Source organism: Roseomonas indoligenes, assembly GCF_017813365.1.
GTDB classification, from domain to species: domain Bacteria; phylum Pseudomonadota; class Alphaproteobacteria; order Acetobacterales; family Acetobacteraceae; genus Roseomonas; species Roseomonas indoligenes.
On record NZ_JAGIZA010000009.1, the window covers coordinates 1 to 20,732 of the forward strand.

General features: G+C 71.5%; 20 protein-coding genes. 6 read left to right on the forward strand and 14 right to left on the reverse strand.

Annotated features, from left to right (window positions below; genetic code table 11):
* Positions 1–246: 246 nt before the first annotated feature.
* Positions 247–1,647, reverse strand: coding sequence for an NAD(P)H-dependent flavin oxidoreductase (locus J5Y10_RS15120; protein WP_209374871.1), 1,401 nt, complete (start codon positions 1,645–1,647; stop codon positions 247–249).
* A 136-nt stretch (positions 1,648–1,783) separates the two neighbouring features.
* Complete coding sequence (gene pnp, locus J5Y10_RS15125) at positions 1,784–4,018, reverse strand: polyribonucleotide nucleotidyltransferase (RefSeq protein WP_209374872.1); 2,235 nt, start codon at positions 4,016–4,018, stop codon at positions 1,784–1,786.
* Between the two features lie 516 nt (positions 4,019–4,534).
* Here pnp and J5Y10_RS15130 point away from each other — a divergent pair.
* Complete coding sequence (locus J5Y10_RS15130; protein WP_257715583.1) at positions 4,535–4,741, forward strand: cold-shock protein; 207 nt, start codon at positions 4,535–4,537, stop codon at positions 4,739–4,741.
* A gap of 229 nt (positions 4,742–4,970) precedes the next feature.
* Entirely contained in the window at positions 4,971–5,096 is a 126-nt protein-coding gene (locus J5Y10_RS28475) for a hypothetical protein (RefSeq protein WP_280855218.1), read from the forward strand.
* 33 nt (positions 5,097–5,129) lie between these two features.
* Here the strand turns inward: J5Y10_RS28475 and J5Y10_RS15135 are convergent, their stop codons facing one another.
* Positions 5,130–5,705, reverse strand: a complete 576-nt coding sequence (locus J5Y10_RS15135; RefSeq protein WP_209374874.1) for a YbhB/YbcL family Raf kinase inhibitor-like protein — start codon at positions 5,703–5,705, stop codon at positions 5,130–5,132.
* A gap of 268 nt (positions 5,706–5,973) precedes the next feature.
* On the opposite strand from J5Y10_RS15135, the gene J5Y10_RS15140 reads away from it, so the two are divergent.
* Entirely contained in the window at positions 5,974–6,849 is an 876-nt protein-coding gene (locus tag J5Y10_RS15140; protein WP_209374875.1) for an aldose 1-epimerase family protein, read from the forward strand.
* Here J5Y10_RS15140 and J5Y10_RS15145 read toward each other — a convergent pair.
* From J5Y10_RS15145 to J5Y10_RS15190, 10 genes are all read right to left on the reverse strand, one after another.
* The gene (locus tag J5Y10_RS15145) at positions 6,846–7,214 is read right to left on the reverse strand and encodes an H-NS histone family protein (RefSeq protein WP_209374876.1); all 369 of its coding nucleotides are present in this window, start codon (positions 7,212–7,214) and stop codon (positions 6,846–6,848) included. The two genes, J5Y10_RS15140 and J5Y10_RS15145, sit on opposite strands and share 4 nt — an antisense overlap.
* Before the next feature lie 548 nt (positions 7,215–7,762).
* On the reverse strand, positions 7,763–8,611 hold the full coding sequence (locus J5Y10_RS15150) for a DUF2272 domain-containing protein (protein ID WP_209374877.1): 849 nt from the start codon (positions 8,609–8,611) through the stop codon (positions 7,763–7,765).
* Positions 8,608–10,479, reverse strand: coding sequence for a hypothetical protein (locus J5Y10_RS15155; RefSeq protein ID WP_209374878.1), 1,872 nt, complete (start codon positions 10,477–10,479; stop codon positions 8,608–8,610). The genes J5Y10_RS15150 and J5Y10_RS15155 overlap by 4 nt, the downstream gene beginning before the upstream one ends.
* A 333-nt stretch (positions 10,480–10,812) precedes the next feature.
* Positions 10,813–11,754, reverse strand: coding sequence for an SH3 domain-containing protein (locus J5Y10_RS28480; RefSeq protein ID WP_209374879.1), 942 nt, complete (start codon positions 11,752–11,754; stop codon positions 10,813–10,815).
* A gap of 68 nt (positions 11,755–11,822) precedes the next feature.
* Positions 11,823–12,194, reverse strand: coding sequence for a DsrE family protein (locus J5Y10_RS15165; RefSeq protein ID WP_209374880.1), 372 nt, complete (start codon positions 12,192–12,194; stop codon positions 11,823–11,825).
* The gene (locus tag J5Y10_RS15170) at positions 12,191–12,967 is read right to left on the reverse strand and encodes a HesA/MoeB/ThiF family protein (RefSeq protein WP_209374881.1); all 777 of its coding nucleotides are present in this window, start codon (positions 12,965–12,967) and stop codon (positions 12,191–12,193) included. Before J5Y10_RS15170 ends, J5Y10_RS15165 begins: the two co-directional genes overlap by 4 nt.
* Before the next feature lie 61 nt (positions 12,968–13,028).
* Complete coding sequence (locus tag J5Y10_RS15175) at positions 13,029–13,604, reverse strand: hypothetical protein (RefSeq protein WP_209374882.1); 576 nt, start codon at positions 13,602–13,604, stop codon at positions 13,029–13,031.
* A 64-nt stretch (positions 13,605–13,668) separates the two neighbouring features.
* A complete protein-coding gene (dut, locus tag J5Y10_RS15180; protein ID WP_209374883.1) occupies positions 13,669–14,127 on the reverse strand; it encodes a dUTP diphosphatase in 459 nt (152 codons plus the stop codon).
* Positions 14,124–15,590 carry a bifunctional phosphopantothenoylcysteine decarboxylase/phosphopantothenate synthase gene (locus J5Y10_RS15185; RefSeq protein ID WP_342452930.1) on the reverse strand — a complete coding sequence of 489 codons (1,467 nt, stop codon included), beginning with the start codon at positions 15,588–15,590 and terminating at the stop codon, positions 14,124–14,126. Before J5Y10_RS15185 ends, dut begins: the two co-directional genes overlap by 4 nt.
* Positions 15,587–16,324, reverse strand: a complete 738-nt coding sequence (locus J5Y10_RS15190) for a class I SAM-dependent methyltransferase (RefSeq protein ID WP_209374884.1) — start codon at positions 16,322–16,324, stop codon at positions 15,587–15,589. The genes J5Y10_RS15185 and J5Y10_RS15190 overlap by 4 nt, the downstream gene beginning before the upstream one ends.
* An 87-nt stretch (positions 16,325–16,411) precedes the next feature.
* On the opposite strand from J5Y10_RS15190, the gene mutM reads away from it, so the two are divergent.
* Positions 16,412–17,305 carry a bifunctional DNA-formamidopyrimidine glycosylase/DNA-(apurinic or apyrimidinic site) lyase gene (gene mutM, locus J5Y10_RS15195; RefSeq protein WP_209374885.1) on the forward strand — a complete coding sequence of 298 codons (894 nt, stop codon included), beginning with the start codon at positions 16,412–16,414 and terminating at the stop codon, positions 17,303–17,305.
* A 42-nt stretch (positions 17,306–17,347) separates the two neighbouring features.
* Here mutM and dapA read toward each other — a convergent pair whose 3' ends face one another.
* Positions 17,348–18,256: a 4-hydroxy-tetrahydrodipicolinate synthase gene (gene dapA / locus J5Y10_RS15200; protein WP_209374886.1), complete on the reverse strand. Its 909-nt coding sequence runs from the start codon at positions 18,254–18,256 to the stop codon at positions 17,348–17,350.
* 313 nt (positions 18,257–18,569) lie between these two features.
* Here dapA and J5Y10_RS15205 point away from each other — a divergent pair, with 313 nt between their 5' ends.
* The gene (locus tag J5Y10_RS15205; RefSeq protein WP_342452932.1) at positions 18,570–19,109 is read left to right on the forward strand and encodes a MarR family winged helix-turn-helix transcriptional regulator; all 540 of its coding nucleotides are present in this window, start codon (positions 18,570–18,572) and stop codon (positions 19,107–19,109) included.
* Positions 19,106–20,716, forward strand: coding sequence for a benzoylformate decarboxylase (gene mdlC, locus J5Y10_RS15210; protein WP_245214756.1), 1,611 nt, complete (start codon positions 19,106–19,108; stop codon positions 20,714–20,716). The genes J5Y10_RS15205 and mdlC overlap by 4 nt, the downstream gene beginning before the upstream one ends.
* Positions 20,717–20,732 lie beyond the last annotated feature (16 nt).

Here is a 20,732-nt window from a genome sequence, read left to right on the forward strand (position 1 = left end):
AACAGCCCGGACCAGGCGCTTGCGCAGGTCCTGCGACAGAGGTGCCGTCATCTCCAGCCTCGCTGCTCAACAACAGCGTCGAATCAGAACCCGCGAGTCTGTGCAAGCCGGAAATGCTCTAGGGGGCGGCGCCCCCTGGTCCCGGACAGCCCAGGATCAGCACTAAGCACCATAAATCGAAAAGGCCCACTTTCGCGGGCCAGTTCGCGGTTTCCCCGATCGTCCGGGGCGGGATGATGGCGCTTCCTAGCGGCCCGTCATGATCCGGCCCACCAGCTCCTTCACCGTCGGGATGAACCCGTTGGAGTAGAAGGGGTCCTGGGCGAAGCGGTAGGCGTTGTGGCCGGCGAACATCAGGTTCCCGTCGGGATCGCCGCCGTGGCCGATGTCCTGCAGGGTCTTCTGAATACAGAAGCTGCGGGGATCGGCCTTCTTGCCGTTGGAGTGGTCGTCCGTGTGCTGCGCCCAGTTGGAGAAGCGGCACTGGGAGAGGCAGCCCATGCAGGCGACCTGGTCCGCCAGGATCTGGCGGCTGGCCTCCGGCGTTTCAAAGACGAGCGTGTCGTCCGGGGTGCGGAGCGCCTCGGTGAAGCCCTGCGCCTCCCAGCCCTTCACGCGGTGCAGGTCGCCCGGCACGAGATAGACCGGGCGCTTGCGCGGGCCGACGCCGTAGACCGCGGAGTGCTCGCCGATCGGCTCGCCGGTATAGGCGACCTGCCGGGCGGAACGGTCCTCCAGCTCGCGCAGGAAGGGGTTGCGGACGGCGCTGCTGTAGAAGCCGGTGGGGGAGAAGTTCTGGAGCGAGACGTCGCCGGACTTCAGCGTCAGCAGCTTCTGCTTCCAGGCGTCCGGGATCGGGCTCTCGCGGGTGACCAGCGGGCGGGTGCCGAACTGGAAGGCGATCGGGCCGAGTTCCGGGTTGTCGATCCAGTCCTGCCACTCCTCCAACCACCACACGCCGCCGGCCATGATGATGGGCACGTTGCCCAGGCCGAGCTCGCGCATCTGCTGGCGCAGCTTCAGCACACGGGCATAGGGAGCCTCGGGCCGCCGCGGGTCCTCGGAGTTGGAGAGGCCGTTATGGCCGCCGGCCAGCCAGGGATCTTCGTAGACCACGCCGCCCAGCCACTCGCTGGCCTTGGAGTAGGCGCGCTTCCACAGCGCGTTGAAGGCGCGGGCCGAGGAGACGATGGGGTAGATGTGGACGCGGTATTCCCGCGCGATATCGGCCAGGCGGTAGGGCATTCCGGCGCCGCAGGTGATGCCGTGGATCAGGCCCTTGGCCCCTTCCAGCATCCCGCGCGCCACGCGCTCCGCACCGCCCATTTCCCAGAGGATGTTGGCGTGGACCCGGCCCTGGCCGTTGGAGCGCTCATAGGCCTCGCGGGCCTGGGCGATGCCGCCGGCGATGCCATAGGCCACCAGCTCCTCGTGGCGCTCGCGCCGCGTCTTGCCGTGATATTCCTGGGGAATGATCCGCCCTTCGGCGTCGTAGCTGTCCGCGTTGACAGCGGAGAAGGTGCCCACCCCGCCTTCCGCGGCCCAATTGCCGGCGGAAGCGCCATTGGAGGCAGACACGCCCTTCCCACCCTCAACGATCGGGAGGACGTCGGCACCGCCCATGCGGATGGTGTTGATCGCCTTCAAGGTCGGCTTCTTCCCTGGAACGTGGCGGCCGAGGGGCCGCCGCTAGCGTCGCATATGGTCCGGGCCGGGGGACTCATACAGCCCCCCGGCCACACTTACATTACATTTCACGGGGCCGTGAGCGGCCCCGCGATTCCTAGTCGTTGAAGCGGCGGGGGCGGTCGCCGCCGCGGTCGCGGCGGGGGCCGCGATCGCCACGGTCACCGCGGTCGGAGCGCTCGCCGCCCTCCTCGCCCTCGGCGCGCGGACGCCGGGCGCCCACCTGCTCGCTGATGTCCGCACCCGTCTGCTGGTCGACGACCCGCATGGAGAGCTTCACCTTGCCGCGGTCGTCGAAGCCGATGACCTTGACCTTCACCTTGTCGCCGACCGAGACGACGTCGGAGGTCTTGTTCACCCGCTCCTGGCCCAGTTCGGAGATGTGGACGAGGCCGTCCTTGGCGCCGAGGAAGTTCACGAAGGCGCCGAAGTCGGCGACCTTCACGACCGTGCCCGTGTAGATCGCGCCCACCTCGGCCTCGGCCGTGATGCCGCGGATGCGGTCGATCGCGGCCTGGGTCGCCTCGGTGCTGCTCGACGCGATCTTGATCGTGCCGTCATCCTCGATGTCGATCTTGGTGCCGGTCTGCTCGACGATCTCGCGGATCACCTTGCCGCCGGTCCCGATGACCTCGCGGATCTTGTCCTTCGGCACGTTGATCACGGTGATGCGCGGCGCGGTGGCCGCGACATCCGTGCGGGAGCCGGACAGGCCCTTCGCCATCTCGCCGAGGATGTGGACGCGGCCGTCCTTGGCCTGCTCCAGCGCCGTCTTCATGATGTCGAAGGTGATGGACGTGATCTTGATGTCCATCTGCAGGGCGGTGATGCCCTGCTCCGTGCCGGCCACCTTGAAGTCCATGTCGCCGAGGTGGTCCTCGTCGCCGAGGATGTCGGACAGCACCGCGAAGCCCTTCTCCTCCTTGATCAGACCCATGGCGATGCCCGCCACCGGCCGCTTCAGGGGAACGCCGGCATCCATCAGCGACAGCGAGGTGCCGCAGACGGTGGCCATGGAGGAGGAGCCGTTGGACTCCGTGATCTCCGACACGACGCGGATCGTGTAGGGGAACTTGTCCTTCTCCGGCAGCAGCGGGTGCACGGCGCGCCAGGCGAGCTTGCCATGCCCGACCTCGCGGCGGCCCGGGGAGCCCATGCGGCCCGTCTCACCCACGGAGTAGGGGGGGAAGTTGTAGTGCAGCATGAAGTCCTCGCGGTACTCGCCCGCGAGGGCATCGATAATCTGCTCGTCCTGGCCCGTCCCCAGCGTCGCCACGCAGAGCGCCTGCGTCTCGCCGCGGGTGAACAGGGCGGAGCCGTGGCTGCGCGGCAGGATGCCGACCTCGGCCACGATCGGGCGCACGGTCTTGGTGTCGCGCCCGTCGATGCGCATGCCCGTGTCCAGGATCGCGTTGCGGACCACGTCCGCCTCGAGCTCCTTCAGCATGCCCTTGGCCGCGGCCGTATCCAGGCCCTCGGCCTCGAGCTGGGCGACGATCTTCTTCTTGACCTCGCCCACCTTGCCGTAGCGGACCTGCTTCTGCGTTTCCTTGTAGGCCTCGGCCATGTCGGCGCGGCCCAGCTCGGAGATGCGCGCCTTCAGCACCGTCTCGGCCTCGGTCTTCTCGACGAGGGCCCAGGGCTCCTTCGCCGCGCGCTCGGCCAGCTCGATGATGCCGGCGATCACGGGCTGGAAGGCCTTGTGGCCGAACTCCACGGCGCCGAGCATCACCTCCTCGGTGAGCTCCTTCGCCTCGGACTCCACCATCAGCACGCCCTCGGCCGTGCCGGCGACCACCAGCTCCAGCTCGCTGGTCTTCGTCTGCTCCAGCGTCGGGTTCAGGATGTACTCGCCGGCGGCGTAGCCGACGCGGGCGGCGGCGATCGGGCCGAAGAAGGGGATGCCGGAGATCGTCAGGGCGGCGGAGCAGCCGACCATCGCCACGATGTCCGGGCTGTTCTCCAGGTCATGGGACAGCACGGTCGCCACCACCTGCACCTCGTTCCGGAAACCCTCCGGAAAGAGCGGGCGGATCGGACGGTCGATCAGGCGGGAGGTGAGGGTCTCGAACTCGGAGGGACGGCCCTCGCGCTTGAAGAAACCACCGGGGATCTTGCCCGCGGCGAAGGCCTTCTCCTGGTAGTTCACGGTCAGCGGGAAGAAGTCCTGGCCCGGCTTCACGGAGCGGGCGCCCACCGCGGTGCAGAGGACGATGGTGTCGCCCAGGCGGGCGAGAACGGCGCCATCGGCCTGGCGGGCGATCTTGCCCGTCTCCAGCGTCAGGGTCTTACCGCCCCAGTCGATATCCTTGCGGTAGTAGCTGTCGAACATGCGCTCATCCTGTCGGCCCCGCTCGGCCGGATTGCCGTCGGGGCGTGGTGTTGCGACATGGATGGGATGAAGGGTCTCTGCGCCCCCGCCCCTCTGGCGGGCTGCCCGGCGTCTCGGGCGGCATGGGGTCCGCCGCGGGGTCGCCGCGTACGGGGTTCCATGTGGCCGGAAACGCCGCGGCGCGGCCGTTCCTGTCAGCCCACCGCATGCGCGGAGGGCGGGTGAACCCTGCGGCGCACCCGGTGGGCGGGTATATGGCGGCTCCGTCCGGCAAAGGCCAGGAAAAAGGCGCCGGCGGGGGTATTCCGGGCGCCAGCGGCGGCCTGCGGGACCCCGGGGCGGGTTGCAATCCTGTCATCCGCCTCCCAGATCCAGTCTGCCAGTGCTGGCCCAAACCGTCCGCCGCTCCAACAGGACGCCGGGCCGCCAGTTCCGGTGACCTGCCCCGTGGGCCGGCAAGTGTCGGTCCGGGGGGTACCCCCAGGGGGCAACCCCAGACCGAAAGACATGCGATCGATGGCTACCGGAACCGTGAAGTGGTTCAACGCGACCAAGGGCTACGGCTTCATCCAGCCGGATGACGGGTCCAAGGACGTGTTCGTCCACGTCTCGGACGTCCAGCGCGCGGGCCTCCGCGGGCTGAACGAGGGCGACAAGCTCTCCTTTGACGTCCAGAAGGACCCCAAGGGTAAGATGTCCGCCTCCAACCTCCAGCTGGCCTGAGAGGAGGGGCGGCCCCGCCGCCCCGCACCAAAGGGCGGGCGTCTCGGTCCCCGGACCGCGGCGCCCGTTCCATATCCGGCCCTTTACCGGCCGGTTACCAGGGATCCTGCATCATCATGATCCCGTCACGGGCCTGCCCCGATACCGTCCCAGATCCGGGCGGATGATGGCTGGCCCAAGAAACGCCCGGGCGACCAGACCTTGTCGCCGGAGCCCATGAAAGAAGACCATGAACACGCATAGCGTTACCCATCGGCCGGCCCCGAGCCTGCCGCACACCACCCCCCGGCCGAATGAGGCGGGAACCCTTAGCGACGCGGAAATCCGTCAGATCATCCGCGAGACGCTGGGCTAAGGCGGATCATCGCCTGAACGGTCGGACGGGACGTCAGCCCCGTCTCTCATAGGTGCCGATCAGGCACCCTTTCGCCAGGACGCCCGGGCCGAGGACCTTCCTCAAAGCCCCGCGCCCCGGCGACCCGGCCAGCGGCGCCGGCCGCCCGTGCAGGGCGAAGACCTGGAAAGCGTAGCGGTGCGGCCCGTGCCCCGGCGGAGGATCCGGCGGAAGCCAGGCCTTCCCGAAATACGAGTTCCGCCCCATTCCCACCCCCGGCAGGCCCGGCCGCCCCGGCCCCGGCAGGTCGCCCGCCGCCAGTCCGCCATCCGCCGCCGGCAGGCCGGTGACGATGGCATGGACCAGCGGCTTCGGCGTGGGGCTGTCCGCGTCCTCCACCACCAGCAGCAGTGACCCCGCCCCGTGCGGCACCCCTGTCCAGGCGAGCGGTACGGAAATCCCCGGCCCATCCGCCGTGTGCAGGGCCGGCATCGCCCCACCGCCGGTGAAGGCCGGGCTGGTCACTTCGATCACCGCCGGGACATTCACCCCGGCGAAGAGCAGCGCATTGATGCCGGGCCGCATCCCCGACAGGGCCCGGCCCAGGCCGGCGGGCAGGACTTGCAGCATGTGAACGCCTCCTGGCTATGGGGGAGGGACGCGCGCGGTGGCGCCGGGTTGCGGGGTGTGGTCTGTCCCGGGGAGAGGAAGAAGGAATTCTTCCTCTCCCCGGCCCCCTCACCATCATCTTTTTCTAGGCCTTGGTCTCGTCAGCTGGCGGTGCGCCTCGGGTTGGCCCGGCGGCAGCCGGACGGACGTCCAGGGGGCAGCGCCCCCTTGGGCTCGGGAACACGCCGGGATGACTTGCCCCGCCCGCTGGACCGAAGCATCCAGGCGCATGCCCGACGAGATGCACCGCTTCGGCGACGATCACCTCACTGCCACCGTCAGCGCCGACGGGGCGGAGTTGCGCGGGCTGCGCGATGCCGGCGGCGGGGAGTGGTTGTGGCAGGCCGGGCCGGAATGGCCGCGCCACGCCCCGATCCTGTTTCCCATCGTCGGTCGCCTGCCCGGCGACGTGCTGCGCCATGACGGACGAGCGCATCGGCTGACCCAGCACGGCTTCGCCCGGGACCGCCGCTTCGCCTGGCTTCGCAGGGACGAGCTGGGCTGCGCACTGCGGCTGGCGGATGATGAGGCGACGCGGGAGGCTTATCCATTCGCCTTCACGCTGGAGGTGGAATGGGCGGTGGCGGAAGGTGCCCTCTCATGCGCCGTCACGGTGTCCAATCCCGGACAGGGCCCCCTGCCCTTTCTGGTCGGCGGGCATCCAGCTTTTGCCTGGCCTTTGCCCGGCGCCGCCTCGGCGGAGGGACACGGCATTCTTTTTCCCGGCATCGAAGCCCTGTCGGCACGCCGCCTGAAGGGCGGGCTGGTGGATGCCGCGGAGGCCATTCCATTGCGGAATGGTTTTCTGCCCCTCGATCCCGCCCTTTTCGAAAAGGACGCGATCGTCCTGCCGGATTTCCCGGTGCGGAAACTTCGTTACCTTGCTCCCGGCGCAGCACTGGAGATGGAGTGGGAGGGCTATCCCGATTTCGGCCTCTGGTCGAAACCGGGGGCCCCGTTCCTTTGCCTGGAACCCTGGTGCGGCACCGCTGCACCGCTGGGATGGGACGGGGAATTCATGGACCGCCCGGGCGTAACGGTCCTGGCGCCGGGACATTCCCGGCGCTTTCGCTGGCAGGTCCAGCCGGGGAGAAGCCCGAATTAGATCCGGAAATCGTCCTTCGTGCGGCCGGAGGCTTCCATCGCGGAAAGCCACTTCGGCATGCGTCCGCGCCCGCTCCAGGTCTCCCCGTTCGGGCCGCGGAAGCGCGGCGCGACGGAGCCGCCGGCATCACGACGCATACGGCGGCCAGAAGAGGGCGCGGGCCCGTGCGAGGCATTGCCGGGCATCAGGGATTCCAGCTGCAGCCCGAGCTGCGCGGCCTTGCCACGGAATTCCTCGATCAGCGCGGCGCGGGCCTCATCCTGCTTTTCCGCGCGCTTTGCTTCAGCGGCCTCGATCAGCGCGGTCAGTTCCTGCGCGGTCATTCCATCCAGATCAATGCTGGTTTTCTGCTTGGTGTCGGCCATGTTGGCCTCCTCGAAAAACGGTCCTGGCAACCCGGCTACGAATCGGGCTGTGAGGGGAATATCGTTATCTCCGAAGATAATGTCGAGCATTGAGACGGCGAGCAGAGAAAAACGGCACTGTCGACGCCCCGACGCACCGTCATTGGCATTAATGATGGCTTCGAAATGTTATCCCGGCAGGACTGCGCCCGCTCCGCCGATGGTCGGCCTGAACTGAACCGAGAAAGAAGAAGCTTTCTTTCCCAGGTCCCTGCTGCCATTCCATTTTTCCAGAGTAGATCGTGGTGGCGCAGCATCGCGGAAAAGCAACAGACTAGAGACAGACAATGAACCAGCCCATTTCCGGTAAAAGCAAATAGGCCGCGCAAGTCCGGAACTTCGGAGCCACAGGATCGGCGGCGCGCATCCGCTTCACCAACCCATGCGGCTACCGAGGCAGGACCAGGCCTGATCATGAAGGGCCGAGATGGCAGGCCAGTGCCGTGGCTGCCCGACAGCCGGTTCGGGTTGGTCCTTAACCCCTGATCCCGGCCGGCACGAGGCCAGGTTCAATCCCGGCCGCGGTCGTTCCCGAGCAGGGAGGAAATGACCGGCCCGGCCTGGAAGGGTGGCAGCCGGCCCAGCCGGTTCTCGATCACCGCGAAGACGACCGGCTGCCCCGGCCGGCGGGGGCCCAGGAGGCCGTCAGCCCCGGTTTCGTAGAGGGTCAGCGTCACCGCATCCGCGATATTGCCGCCCACGGCCTCCGCCACGCCCGGCCCGGTGCGGATCACCACGTCGCAGTGCATGGGGCGGAACTGCCCGGCTTCCGGCAGGCGATCCCGCCAGCCGGAAAGCGGGCGGCGGGATCGGTCGGCGCAGATCAGGTCGCCCGGCTCCGGCGCGCGCTCCGCCACGTCGTGCGGCACGAAGGGGGCCTGGGCCGGGAACTCCGCCGCGTCCCGCAGGATGGCGTCCAGGTAGAAGGCATGGGAGGCGGAGGCGTGGAACTCCCGCTCGTCCACCCCCGCGGCACGCATGAGCCAGGAGACGAAGGCGGCGGACCAGGCGGGCTCCGACCACACCCCTTCCGCGGGACGGCCGGCGAGCTGCGCGGTCCAGCGGGCGCGGTTGCGGGCGATGGCCGCGGCCGCCTCCGCGTCCGGCACGGCGCGCCAGTAGGCCAGCACCCGGGGGAAGGAATCCGTGGCCCCCTCGGTTCCCGCCGGGGGGCGCGGCAGGCCGGTACCGACGGTGATCCGGCCCCACTCCACCCATTCCGCCTCCACGATCCGCAACAGGCGCGCGCGGACGGAGGGCGGATAGGCGATCGGCGCCTCCCGCACCGGCGGGGGCGGCGTCACGGCGCAGCCGGAGACCGCCAGCAGGGCCAGAAGGCCTCCGAGGAAACGCTTCAAGCCGCCACCCCGCCCATGGCCAGCGCCACCTCGTCGGGCGAGAGCACGGCAAGGAGCAGGGCGGCGATGCTGGCCGCGTCCGGTTCCCCGGCACCGCCGGGCAGGACCTCCAGCCGGTCCTCCCGCGCGCGCAGGCGGGCGGAAAGGGTTCCGAGCAGGAGGTCGCGCACTGCCGTCAGCCGTTCCATGGCCGCCGGCCCGGGCGCGATCCCGCCTCCTGCCGCCAGCAGCTCCGTCGTCCGCAGCCCCCGCAACAGCATCGCCAAGGCCGGGGTGGAAGCCGGGCCGGAGGTATCCACCCCCGCCAGCCCCGGCCCCTCGGGCGAGAGGGCGAGGATCGCTTTCCGCAGCGCCTCCTCCACCCAGGGCTCGCCGATCAGGGTGGCGCCGCGCGCGAGCGCCAGGATCGCCGCCCCATGCGTCATCAGCCCGTTGCCGATCGCCCCGTCCGGGGAAGCGGCGGCGGCGAGCTGGCCGAGAAGGCCGCGCAGGCGCCGCCTCTCCCGCGGCAGGCCGCCGGCGCGCAGCAGGGCGTCCAGCACCAGCACCATCGGCGCCAGCTCGTCCGGCGCCAGGGCCGCACCCTCCTCCTCCGCCTCCGGCAGGGCGGCCAGGTGCCGGTCCAGAATGTCCCGTAGCCGCGCCAGGCGGTCCCGCGGCAGGGGCGGGTGGAAGGCGGGGGCGTTCAGCAGGACGGAGGCCAGGGCCACCAGCGGGGGGCCGGCCGTGGTCTGGCCGGGGTCGCGCCCGGCCAGGCTGTCGGGCGCGCGCAGCAGCCTCAGCCCCGCCTCCGGCGTGCCCCGCACCACGCCGCGGGCCAGCAGCCGGTCCTCGCGCAGCGTCACCGTACCGCCGCGCGGCACCTCCGGCATGGTGTGCCGCAGCACGAGCCAGTGCGGCACGCCCGCCCGCGCGCTGACGCGCAGGCTGAACACCGATTCCGCCGCGCGCGGGCGGATGTGCAGCACCGCCGCGGCCTCCTCCGGCCCGGCCTGCCAGAGATGCACGGAATCCAGCGGCCCCTCGGCGATCCGCTCCTCCTCGCCGAAGGCGCCGTCCGGCCGGCGGGTCTGGGTGCCGCCGCGCCCGAAGGAGATCCGCGGGAAGGGAACCGCCCCCTCCGACAGCGCGTCCAGCGCCGTGGTCAGCCGGACCTGAGACAGCCCGGCCTTCGCGCCCGCCTTCAGGATCACAGTCAGCCGCAGCACAGGATCCGCGGCGGAGGCGCGGTACTCGTAGCGGACCGTGCCGGCCACCAGGCGCAGGCCGGGCGCGGGGGAGAGGTGCAGCGTGCTCTCGTGCCACATCACCACCCCGGTGCCCTCGGCCTGCAGCCCCTGGTCGGTGACGGCATCCTCCACATCCAGCGTGCGGGGGCGGAGCGAGAGCCGGCCCAGCAGCCCGGGCACCCCGCCATGCAGCCGCAGCCGCACCATGTTGCCGGTGTGCAGCACGTCCCGCTCCCGCCCGTCGCCGCGCAGGCGCTGGCGCAGGACGCCATGGGCCAGGTCGCCCGTGTACTCGTGCCAGGGCGTCAGCACGCGCAGGTCGCGCGGATCGGCACGCAGGATCTCGGCATGCGGGGCCCGGAGCGGCAGGGCACCCCGCGGCGGCGGCCCCACCTCCTCCATCATGGCGGCGGTGAAGCCCAGCGCGGCATCGGCCAGGCCGGGATCGACGGCGCGCAGGGCGGGAACCGCCATCAGCTCCGCCGCCAGCGCGTTGTCCCGCGTCAGCAGGGGCGCGCCCGGCTCCTCCGTTTGCGCCAGCCCCGCCAGCGGCTCGCCGTCCACGTTCACCTGGCGCAGGAGCCGGCGTAGCGAGGCCAGAAGACGATCGCGCTCCTGGGCGTGCAGCAGGTCAGGCATGCGGCCGCGTCCTCATCCATCGTCCGGGAATGCGGGCGGATGGTAGGACAGAACAGGCGCCGGGAAAATCCAGGGAGGACGCGGAAAGGTCATCATTCCCGTCTGTTGCCGCCGGCGGCCCCGGGGAGGCGCCGCCTCCCCAGCCCCCTCCGCCAGGAGCCCCGGGGCACCTGGACCTGCTTCGGGCTGCCGTGTCAGTCGCCGAGGGTCATGGCCCCTCGGCGCACCTCCGACGAAGCATCCCGCGGCAGCCCCCCGGAAAAAGTCGAGAGGGGGTCCAGGGGGAGAGAAGCCCTTCGCTTCCCCTGGGGCCGCTCGCGTGGAAAGCAACCGTTACTTGACCTCCTCCTCCGGCATGACGCCGAAGAACTCGTTCCGCCGCATCCAGCCGCGGTAGTCGGCAACCTGCACCTCGCACCAGACCTGCCCGGCCTCGCAGAGGCGGATGCGGCCGAGCACGCCGGGCTTGATCCGGGCGACCACGTTGGCGCCCTCCTCCGGCCGCCGGCGAATCACCCGCTCCTCCCCGGTCACGACGAAGGTGCGGCGGCCCGTGAGGTTGGACTGGTGGACCCAGCCTTCCGTGCCTTCCATGTCGCGGATGCGGCGCCACAGCTCAAACTCGCGGATGATCTGCACGGGCAGGTCGCGGCGCTGGTAGGTCCACTCGATCGGGTAGCGCGTGCCGGGGCCGGACCGCATGTTCACCTCCTCCGCGCGCAGGGCGGCGAAGCGCGGCAGGGGCAGCTTGGTGACGGAACCCTCGGTGGGCTGCGGCTCGGGGGCGGGCGCCGGGGCTGGGGCTGCTGGCGCGGGCGTGGCGGCGGCGCCCGCCGCCGCGCCGGCAGCGGCGCCGGCGGCCGCACCGGCCCGGCGCCGATTCGGCTGGTTTCCCTGCGGCGAGACGGTGCGTGGGGCGGGGGGGGCCGCGGCGGACGGTTGGCGCGGCGCGGTCCTCGCCCCGGCAGGGGGCGCGGCGGCCGGGCTGCCGGGGGCCGGGTTCGCCGGGGCGAAGGGGGTGCTCGATGGCCGGGATGGGGCGGCTGGCCGCGCCGGGCTGGCGGGCTGCGCCGGGGTGGCGGGCGGTGCGGCCTGCGGCGGGCGGGGCCGCGACGGGGCGCTGCCGCCCGCCGGCGGAGCGGCGGGCGCCACCTGGGGCGCGGGTGTGGCGGGGGCCGCGGGCGGCGCGGCGCCCCGCGGCACGGGCGGTGGCAGGCTCTGCCCCAGGGCGGCGGGGGCGAGCAGCAGCGGCAGGAGGGAGAGCAAGCGTTTCATCGGTCCCCCGATCACGCGCGGAAGCACGTGGCGGGGTCAAGACGCCCCGTCGGCATTCCCGGCCGGCGTTACAGGGAAAGCAGCTGCCCCGCCCCCACCGCCTGGAGGAAGGTGACGACCCCCGCCACCTCCACCCCCTCGGCCAGGTCGGGGGCGGCGATGCCCTCGGCACGCATCCCGGCCTCGCAGGCGATCCGCCGGATGCCGAGATCCTCCGCCGCCTCCGCCAGGGTACCGATGCCCGCCACCGCCCGCGCCTCCAGCAACGCCTCGCGCGGGTCGGCCAGCAGGGGCGCGTCCCGGCGGAACAGGGCCAGGCCGGCATTGGTGGCGAAAAGCGTCACGGGGCGCCCCACGGCGGCGGCGGCCGTGGCCAGCACCAGCGCGTAATGCGCCGGCTCGTGCCCCGCGCCGTGCAGCAGGATGCCCAGCGGGATCATCCGCCGCAGACCGGGCAGGCCGGGTCGCGCCGCAGGCGGATGGTGCGGAAGCGCGCGTCCAGCGCGTCCCACAGCAGCAGGCGGCCGGACATGGATTCGCCGATGCCGAGGATCTCCTTCAGCACCTCGGTGGCCTGAAGGGTGCCCATCACGCCGGTGACGGCGCCGAGCACCCCCGCCTCCCCGCAGGAGGGGACGAGGCCGTCGGGCGGCATCTCCGGGTGCAGGCAGCGGTGGCAGGGGTGCGGTGCGCCGAGATGCGACTTGAAGGTGGAGAGCTGCCCCTCGAAGCGCAGCACCGCCGCCGAGACGAGGGTGCGGCCGAGCGCGTGGCAGAGGTCACCGAGCAGGAAGCGGGTGGGGAAGTTGTCCGTACCGTCGCAGACCAGGTCGTAGCGGGGGATCAGGTCGCGCGCCGCCGCCTCGTCCAGCCGGCGCAGGTGGGTCTCCACCTTCGTCAGCGGGTTCAGGGCGGCGAGGCTGGCCGCCATGCTCTCCACCTTCGGGCGGCCCAACCGGTCCGTGGTGTGCGCCACCTGCCGCTGCAGGTTGGAGAGCTCCAGCGTGTCGTGGTCGATCAGGCCGATCGTGCCGATGCCCGCCGCCGCAAGATAGAGCGCGAGGGGAGAGCCGAGGCCGCCGGCGCCGACCACCAGCACGCGGGCCTGGCGCAGCTTCGCCTGCCCGACGGCGCCAACTTCCCCGAGGAGGATGTGGCGGGAGTAGCGGTGGAGTTCGTCCTCGGTGAAGTCGAGGTCGGGAAGGGCGTCCATGGGGGAGATGTCGTCCGGGTCACCGCCGCCGGCAAGCGGCGGGCCCGGTTCTCATGGCGCGTCAGGGTGTCTTCTGGCGCAGGTCTTCCAGCTGGGCGAGGGAACGGTCCCGGTTCGCGGTGGCGTCGCTCACCTGGGACTCGCAGCCGGAGGAGCCGCAATTGCGGCGCATCTGCGCGACCCGCTCATCTGCCTCCCGGCGGATCGTCGCCGCGCGGTCGCCAAAATAGGCTGCCCTCGCCTCCGGCGAGGCAAAGCCGGCGGAGACCAGGGTGAGCTGCACCGTGTCCGGATACTTCGCGATGGCGCCCGTGCTGGCATCCACGACGAGGCCGACGATGCCGCCGATGAGGATATTGCCGAGCACCACCGGCTGGAACTCGGGCGAGAGCACGGCCTGGGCCGGTAGATGGCCCTCCTTCGTGCAGCTCACGGTCGTCTCGCGGGTGGACTTGCCGATGCGCACCGTACCCGGGGTCTGCGCGAGTTGCGCGACGGGCTGCCCGCCGCGCTCCATCTGGCAGGCGGCGCCGGCCGGTTCGGTCAGGACCGTCAGGTCCTGGCTGGGGCTGGTGGTGATCGTGGCGCAGGCGGAAAGGAAAACGAGGCCAAGAAGGGCCGTGAGGCGAAGCAGCAAGGGACGCTCCCGTCGTTACGTTCCGCAACGGTTGTAACGGGTTTGTGATTACACGCCAAGATACCTAAACGAAATGTCCCGTTCCCGTGCTGCCGAAACCGCCAACCCCGCGCGCCGTCTCGTCCAGGCTCTCGGCCTCCTCGAACACCGCCCGGGTCACCGGGGCCAGCACGGCCTGGGCGATGCGCATCCCCCGCTCCACCGTGAAGGCCTGCTGCCCGGCGTTCAGCACGATCACCCCCACCTCGCCGCGATAGTCCTCGTCGATCGTGCCCGGCGAGTTCGCCAGCACGATCCCGTGCTTCAGGGCGAGGCCGGATCGGGGGCGGATCTGCCACTCGTGGCCCGGCGGAAGGGCCACCAACAGACCGGTCGGGATCAGCGCGCGGTCGCCCGGCAGGATCGTGACCGGGTCCCTCACCGCCGCCAGCAGGTCCATCGCCGCCGCGCCATCGGTGGCATAGGCCGGCAAGGGAAGGTCCGCGGCGTGGGGCAGGCGGACAACGCGGATGGTCGCGCTCATGCGTGCAGCGTCTCCGCGATGCGGTCCGCCAACCGCGCCGCCACCTCGGCCTTCGGCAGGCGCGGCCAGTCCTCCACGGAGTAGGAGGTAACGAGGTGGACGCTGTTCTCCGCGCCGCCCATCACGTCGCCGGAGACGTCGTTCGCCACGATCCAGTCGCAGCCCTTGCGCGCCAGCTTCGCCCGCGCGTGCTCCACCACCCGCTCCGTCTCTGCCGCGAAGCCGATCACCAAGCCCGGGCGCATGGGGTGGCGGGACAGGGTCGCCAGGATGTCGGGGTTCGGCACCAGCGCCATTGGCGGCGCGGCGTCGTCGGCGGGCTTCTTCATCTTCTGCCCGGCCACCTCCGCCGGGCGCCAGTCCGCCACGGCCGCCGCGAAGACCGCGGCGTCGGCGGGCAGCGCCGCCTCGCAGGCCGCCAGCATCTCCCGCGCCGTCTCCACAGGCCGCACGGCCACGCCCGCGGGGTCGGCCAGGGTCACTGGGCCGGAGACGAGCGTCACCCGCGCGCCCAGCGCCGCCAGCGCCGCCGCGATGGCGTGCCCCTGCTTTCCGGAGGAGCGGTTGGCGATGTAGCGCACGGGGTCCAGCGGCTCATGCGTCGGGCCGGAGGTGACGAGGACGTGCTTTCCGCTCAGCGGCAGCAAGCCGGGTGCCGTGCCGCGCAGGCTGTGCGGGGCCACGTCGGCCTCCACCGCCTTGGAGGCTGAGAAGGTGGAGAGCGCGGCTTCCGTTGGGTCCGCGCGATGGTCGGCGTTGTGCGGCGCGCCCTCGGTGAAGCTGGAACCGCCCTTGCGGGGCGCGCGGTGCGGGGCGAAGGGACGCCCCTCCCCTTCCTCGGCCTGCGCGGCAATGGCGGCGTCCAGCGCGTCCTCCAGCGCCGCGTCCGGGGCGCCGTGCTCGGGGTCGGTGAGAGCCGCCTCGATCGCCGCCAGGATGGCGGGCGGCTCGGAGAGCCGGCCCGTGCCGCTCTCCGCCTCCGCCATCGGCCCGTCCTCCGGCCCGACGAAGTGGACCCCGCGGGCCATCAGCGTCGCCACGTTCGCGCCCGTGGCGGGGTGCGCCCACATGGTGGGGTTCATCGCCGGCGCCACCAGCACCGGCCCGTTCCAGGCCAGCAGCACGGCCCCGGCCAGATCATCTGCCATCCCCGCCGCCATGCGCGCCAGACGGTCCGCGGAAGCGGGGGCGACGACGACCAGGTCCGTCTCCCGCGCCAGCCGGATATGCCCGCGCTCCGCCTCCTCCCGCAGGGACCACAGGTCCTCCGCCAGCTTCCGCCCGGTGATGGCTTGCAGGGCGTGCGGCGTGACGAAGCGGGCCCCGCCGGCGGTCAGCAGCCCCATGACGGTCGCCCCGGCCTTGCCCAGCAGCCGCGCCAGTTCCAGCGCTTTGTAGGCGGCGATGGAGCCGGAAACGACGAGGAGGACGCGCTTGCCCTTCAGGCCCTGATGGGCGCTCACAGCCGCCACCCGGAATGGATGGCCACGATCCCGCCGGAGAGGTTGCGGTAGGTCACGTTCTCCATCCCCGCGGCGCGGAACATGCCCGCCAGCTCCTCCTGGTCCGGCATCATGCGGATGCTCTCGGCCAGGTAGCGGTAGGATTCCGAATCATTCGCCACCCGCGCCCCGATGGCGGGGAGCGCCTTGAAGCTCCAGGCGTCATAGAGCGGGTCCAGCGCCGCCACTTGCAGGCGGGAGAACTCCAGCACCAGCGCCCGGCCGCCGGGGCGCAGCACGCGCCGCATCTCCCGCAGCACCGCCGCCTTGTCCGTGCAGTTCCGCAGGCCGAAGGCCATGGAGATCCGCTCCACGGAGCGATCCGGGAAGGGCAGGCGCTCCGCGTCGCAGCACACGAAATCCAGGCCGGAGGCCAGGCCGCGCCCCAGCGCACGGCCCTGCCCCACGTTCAGCATGGCGTGGTTGATGTCGGCCAGGATCACCCGGCCTGCCCCGCGCTCCTTCGCCAGGAAGCCGATGTCCCCGGTGCCGGCGGCCAGGTCCAGCAGCGTGTCCCGCGGCCCGGCGCCGATGGCGTTGATGAAGATCCGCTTCCACACCCGGTGGATGCCGAGCGACATGAGGTCGTTCATCACGTCGTATTTCGGCGCCACGCTGTCGAAGACCTGCCGCACCATCCCGGCCTTGCGGTCCCGGGGGACGGGGGTGAAGCCGAAGTCGATCGTCTCGTTCATGCCGTCGAAGATAGGCCCCGGGGCCCCGGGCGTCACGGGTGGTGCCAGCCGTGGACGAAATGCCCCCGCCGCCCCCATATCCCCAACATGCCCGAACTGCCCGAGGTGGAGACCGTGATGCGCGGCCTTTCCGCCGTGCTCACCGGCCGGACCATCGCCCGCGCCGAGACCCGCCGCGCCGGCCTGCGCTGGCCCTTCCCCGAGCTGCTGGCCGAGCGCCTCTCCGGCCGCCGGGTGGAGGGCTTCCGTCGCCGCGGGAAGTACATGCTGATGCGCCTGTCGGAGGGGGAATCCGTCCTCGTCCACCTCGGCATGTCCGGCCGCATGGTCGCCCGCCCGCCTGGCACCGATCCCATGCCCCGCATCGCCCCCCAGGGCGCCTTCTCCGACGCCCGCGGCGCCGGGGACGGGCTGGCGCATGAGCACCTGCTGCTGGAAACCGAGGATGGCTGGCGCGTGGGCTTCCAGGACCCCCGCCGCTTCGGCTGCGTGGACCTGATACCCACCGAAGCGGAGGACTCCCACAAGCTCCTCGCCGGCATGGGCCCGGAGCCGCTGGAGGAGGGCTTCACCCCCGCAGCCCTCTCCGCGGCCCTGAAGGGTAAGGCCACGCCCATCAAGGCCGCGCTGCTGGACCAGGGCGTGGTGGCCGGCCTGGGCAACATCTACGTCGCCGAGGCCCTGTTCCGCGCCGGCATCTCCCCCCGCCGCCTCGCCGGCACCGTCCCCGGCGCCCGCGCCGAACGCCTCGTCCCCGCGATCAAGGCCGTGCTGACCGACGCCATCGAGGCCGGCGGCTCCTCGCTGCGCGATTACGTCCGCAGCGATGGCGAGCTCGGCCGTTTCCAGGACCGCTTCGAGGTCTACGACCGCATGGGCCAGCCCTGCCCCCGCTGCCCCGGCCCGCCCGCCTGCCCGGGCGTGCAGCGCATCGTCCAGGCCGGGCGCAGCACCTTCTTCTGCCCGCGGACACAGCGATAGCCCCGGGGACGGCGGCCATGGTCGCCCCGGGGGAGCGGCGCCCTAGCTCCGAAGCCGGTCCAGTTCGCGCTCGATGCGGGCGGCAAGGCCGTCGCTGACAGGCGTCATGGGCAGTCGCACCTCAGGGCTGTCGATCAACCCAGCACGCCACAACCAATGCTTGATCGGCGCCGGGCTCGGCTCCGCGAAGAGAAGCCGGGGAAAATCGCAGATGGCGCGCCAGGCGGTGAGTGCACCGGCACCGTCCCCCTCGCGGAGCAGTGCCCCCACCCTCGCGAAGGCGCGCGTCTCGATGTGGGCCGACGCGACGATGCCTCCCTCCGCCCCCTGCGTCAGCATGGGATGGAGCAGGGCGTCCTCGCCGGTCAGCACCGCGAAGTGCGCGGGCTTGTGGCGCAGCAGGTCGAAGGATTGCGCCATGTCGGCCGAGCAGTCCTTCACGCCGACGATATTGGGATGCCCGGCAAGTTGCAGCATCGCCGCATTGCCGAGATTCACGCCGGTTCGATAGGGGATGTTGTAGATCATAATCGGCCGCGCCGTGCTTGCGGCCAGGGCGGAGAAATGGCGGATCATCCCCTCCTGGGATGGGCGCGTGTAGTAGGGGCAGGCGATCAGGTAGCCGTCGATCGGCCAGGCCGCGCTGCGCTCCAGCGCCTTCACGACCTTTCGCGTGTCACTGCCGGAAAGGCCGAAGAAGAGGGGGAGACGACGTCCGGCGGTGGCCAGTTCCCCGGCCGTGAGGTGGACGAGGCGGCTCGTCTCCTCCTCGTCCAAGGTCAGCCCCTCTCCCGTCGTGGCCGCGAGGATGAGCCCGTCGATCGGTTCCCCCGCGTAGTGCTGCACGAGCCGGCGCAACGACACCTCGTCGAGCGAGCCGTCGCGGAACGGCGTGGCGAGCGGCAGCCACAGGCCGCCGGGTTCTATGGAATTCGCTTCCACTTGGTCCATCTCCTCCTGTGCCGGGAGACGGGACCTGAAGGTGACCCCGTCCAACCGGCGGGGTCCAACCTAATCCTGTGGCGCTGTGGCTTACCGCGCGCGACGATCCAGGGTGCCCCGCGAGGGGCACTTCTTCGACGTCGCGGGCTTGGTGCAGCAGCGGATCACGACATCATCGTTCCCGGCGAGCACCGCTTCCGTCAAGGGCCCATGCGGGCCGAGGGGCCACCACGATCCGGTTGCAAAAATATAGTTTGATCTCCTACGATCCCAATATGAACGGCGCGCAATCCAGGACGCGCCGGTTGAGGAGGGGCGATCCGTGGCGCAGCCATCACGGTCCGCGCAGAACCGCGCCCGGCGCGCGGCCGCCGAGGACACCCCGCGCCTGCGCGTGTTGCAGGGCGGCGCGCCCGCGCTGCGCCTCGGGCCGCTCGGGGAGGCGCTGGGCTTTCATCTCCGCCTTGCCCAGGAGGCCTCCTTCGCGGCCTTCGCGCGCCGCACCGGGGAATCCGGCCTCAAGCCCGGCTTCTTCGCCACGCTGGCGGTGATCCACGAGAATCCCGGCCTGTCCCAGACCGCCCTCGGCAATGCGGTGGGGCGGGACAAGTCCACCCTCACCCCACGTTTGGCAGAGATGGAGCGGGCGGGGCTGATCCGGCGCGGCCGATCGGCCACCGACCGGCGCAGCTACGCCCTCACCCTGACGCCCGCAGGGGAGGAGGCGCTCTCGATCCTCGCGACCCACGCCGCGGCGCATGACGCGCAGCTGGACGCGCTGGTGGGGCCGGAGATCCGCGCCGCCTTCCTCGACGCGCTGCGCCGCCTCAACCAGGGGCTGGAACCGGAGGACGACGAATGATGGACGGCAACACCACCACCCGGACCACGGTGCGGGAGGCGACCTTCGCGCTGCTGCGTCAGCTTGGTGTGGACACGGTTTTCGGCAATCCCGGCTCCACGGAACTGCCTTTCCTCGATCGCTGGCCCGCCGACATCCGCTACGTGCTGGGGCTGCAGGAAGCCAGCGTGGTAGGGATGGCCGATGGCTATGCCCGCGCCACCGGGCGCTGTGCCTTCGTGAACCTGCATTCCGCGGCGGGCGTGGGCCACGCGCTGGGCAACCTGTTCACGGCACAGAAGAATGCCGCGCCGATGGTGATCACGGCGGGGCAGCAGGCGCGGTCCCTGCTGCCGAACTTCCCCTTCCTTGGCGCGACGGAAGCCCCGCAGTTCCCGAAGCCCTATGTGAAGTTCTCCATCGAGCCCGCGCGGGCAGAGGATGTGCCGGCCGCCATCGCGCAGGCGCACCGCATTGCCACCACGCGCCCCTACGGCCCCACCTTCGTCTCCATCCCCTCGGACGACTGGTCCGCCACCTGCGCCCCCGTGCAGCCGCGCGCCTGGTTCCCCGACACGGCGCCCGATCCTGCCGCCCTGGCCGAGGCGGCGCGCCTGATCGCCGCCGCCCGCCGCCCCGTGCTCGTGGTGGGGCCGGAGGTGGACGCGGAAGGCGCGGGCCCCGCTCTGGTGGCGCTGGCGGAGCGCATGGGCGCCCCGGTCTGGACCAGCCCCTTCTCCTCCCGCCTCTCCTTCCCCGAGGACCACGCGCTGCATGCCGGGCACCTGCACGCCTCCCCGCAGCAGGTCTCGGACACGCTGATCGGCCACGACCTCGTGCTGGTGATCGGCGCGCCCGTCTTCACCTTCCACGTGGCGGGCGAGTGCGCGCTGTTCCGATCCGGCATCCCCATCATCCACATGACGACGGACCTGGAGACCGCGGCCTCTGCCCCCGCGGGCATGTCGGTGCTGGGCGGGCTGCGCCTGGGCCTGCCTGCCCTGGCGGCCCTGTTGCCGGAGGAGGGGCGGCCCTGGCCCACCCCGCGCCAGCGCCCGGCGCCGCCCGCCGCCTCCAGCCCGCTCACCGCTGCCTATGTCCTGCACCGGCTGGGCCAGGCCATGCCGCCCGGAACGATCCTGGTGGAGGAAGCCCCTTCCCACCGCCCGGCGATGAACCAGCACCTGCCGATCCGCGAATGGGGCGGCTTCTTCACCATGGCCAGCGGCGGGCTGGGCTACAGCCTGCCCGGCGCGGTCGGCGTCGCGATCGGCAGCCGCCGGCGGGTTGCCTGCCTCATCGGCGACGGATCCTTCATGTACTCGCCCCAGGCGCTGTGGACGGCGGTGCAGGAGAGGCTGCCGATGGCCGTGATCGTCATGAACAACGCGGGTTACGGCGCCATGCGCTCCTTCTCCCGCGTGCTGCAGGTGCGGGATGCGCCGGGCATCGACCTGCCGGGCCTCGACTTCGTCTCCACCGCCCGCGGCATGGGCTGCCCGGGACGCACGGCGAACACGCCGGAGGAGTTGGAGGCCGCCCTGGCCGAGGCCCTTTCGGCCGATGGCCCGATGCTGGTGGAGGTCGCCGTCGATGGCGCCATCGCCAACCTCTATGACAAGCACTGAAGGGAGAGAGAACGCC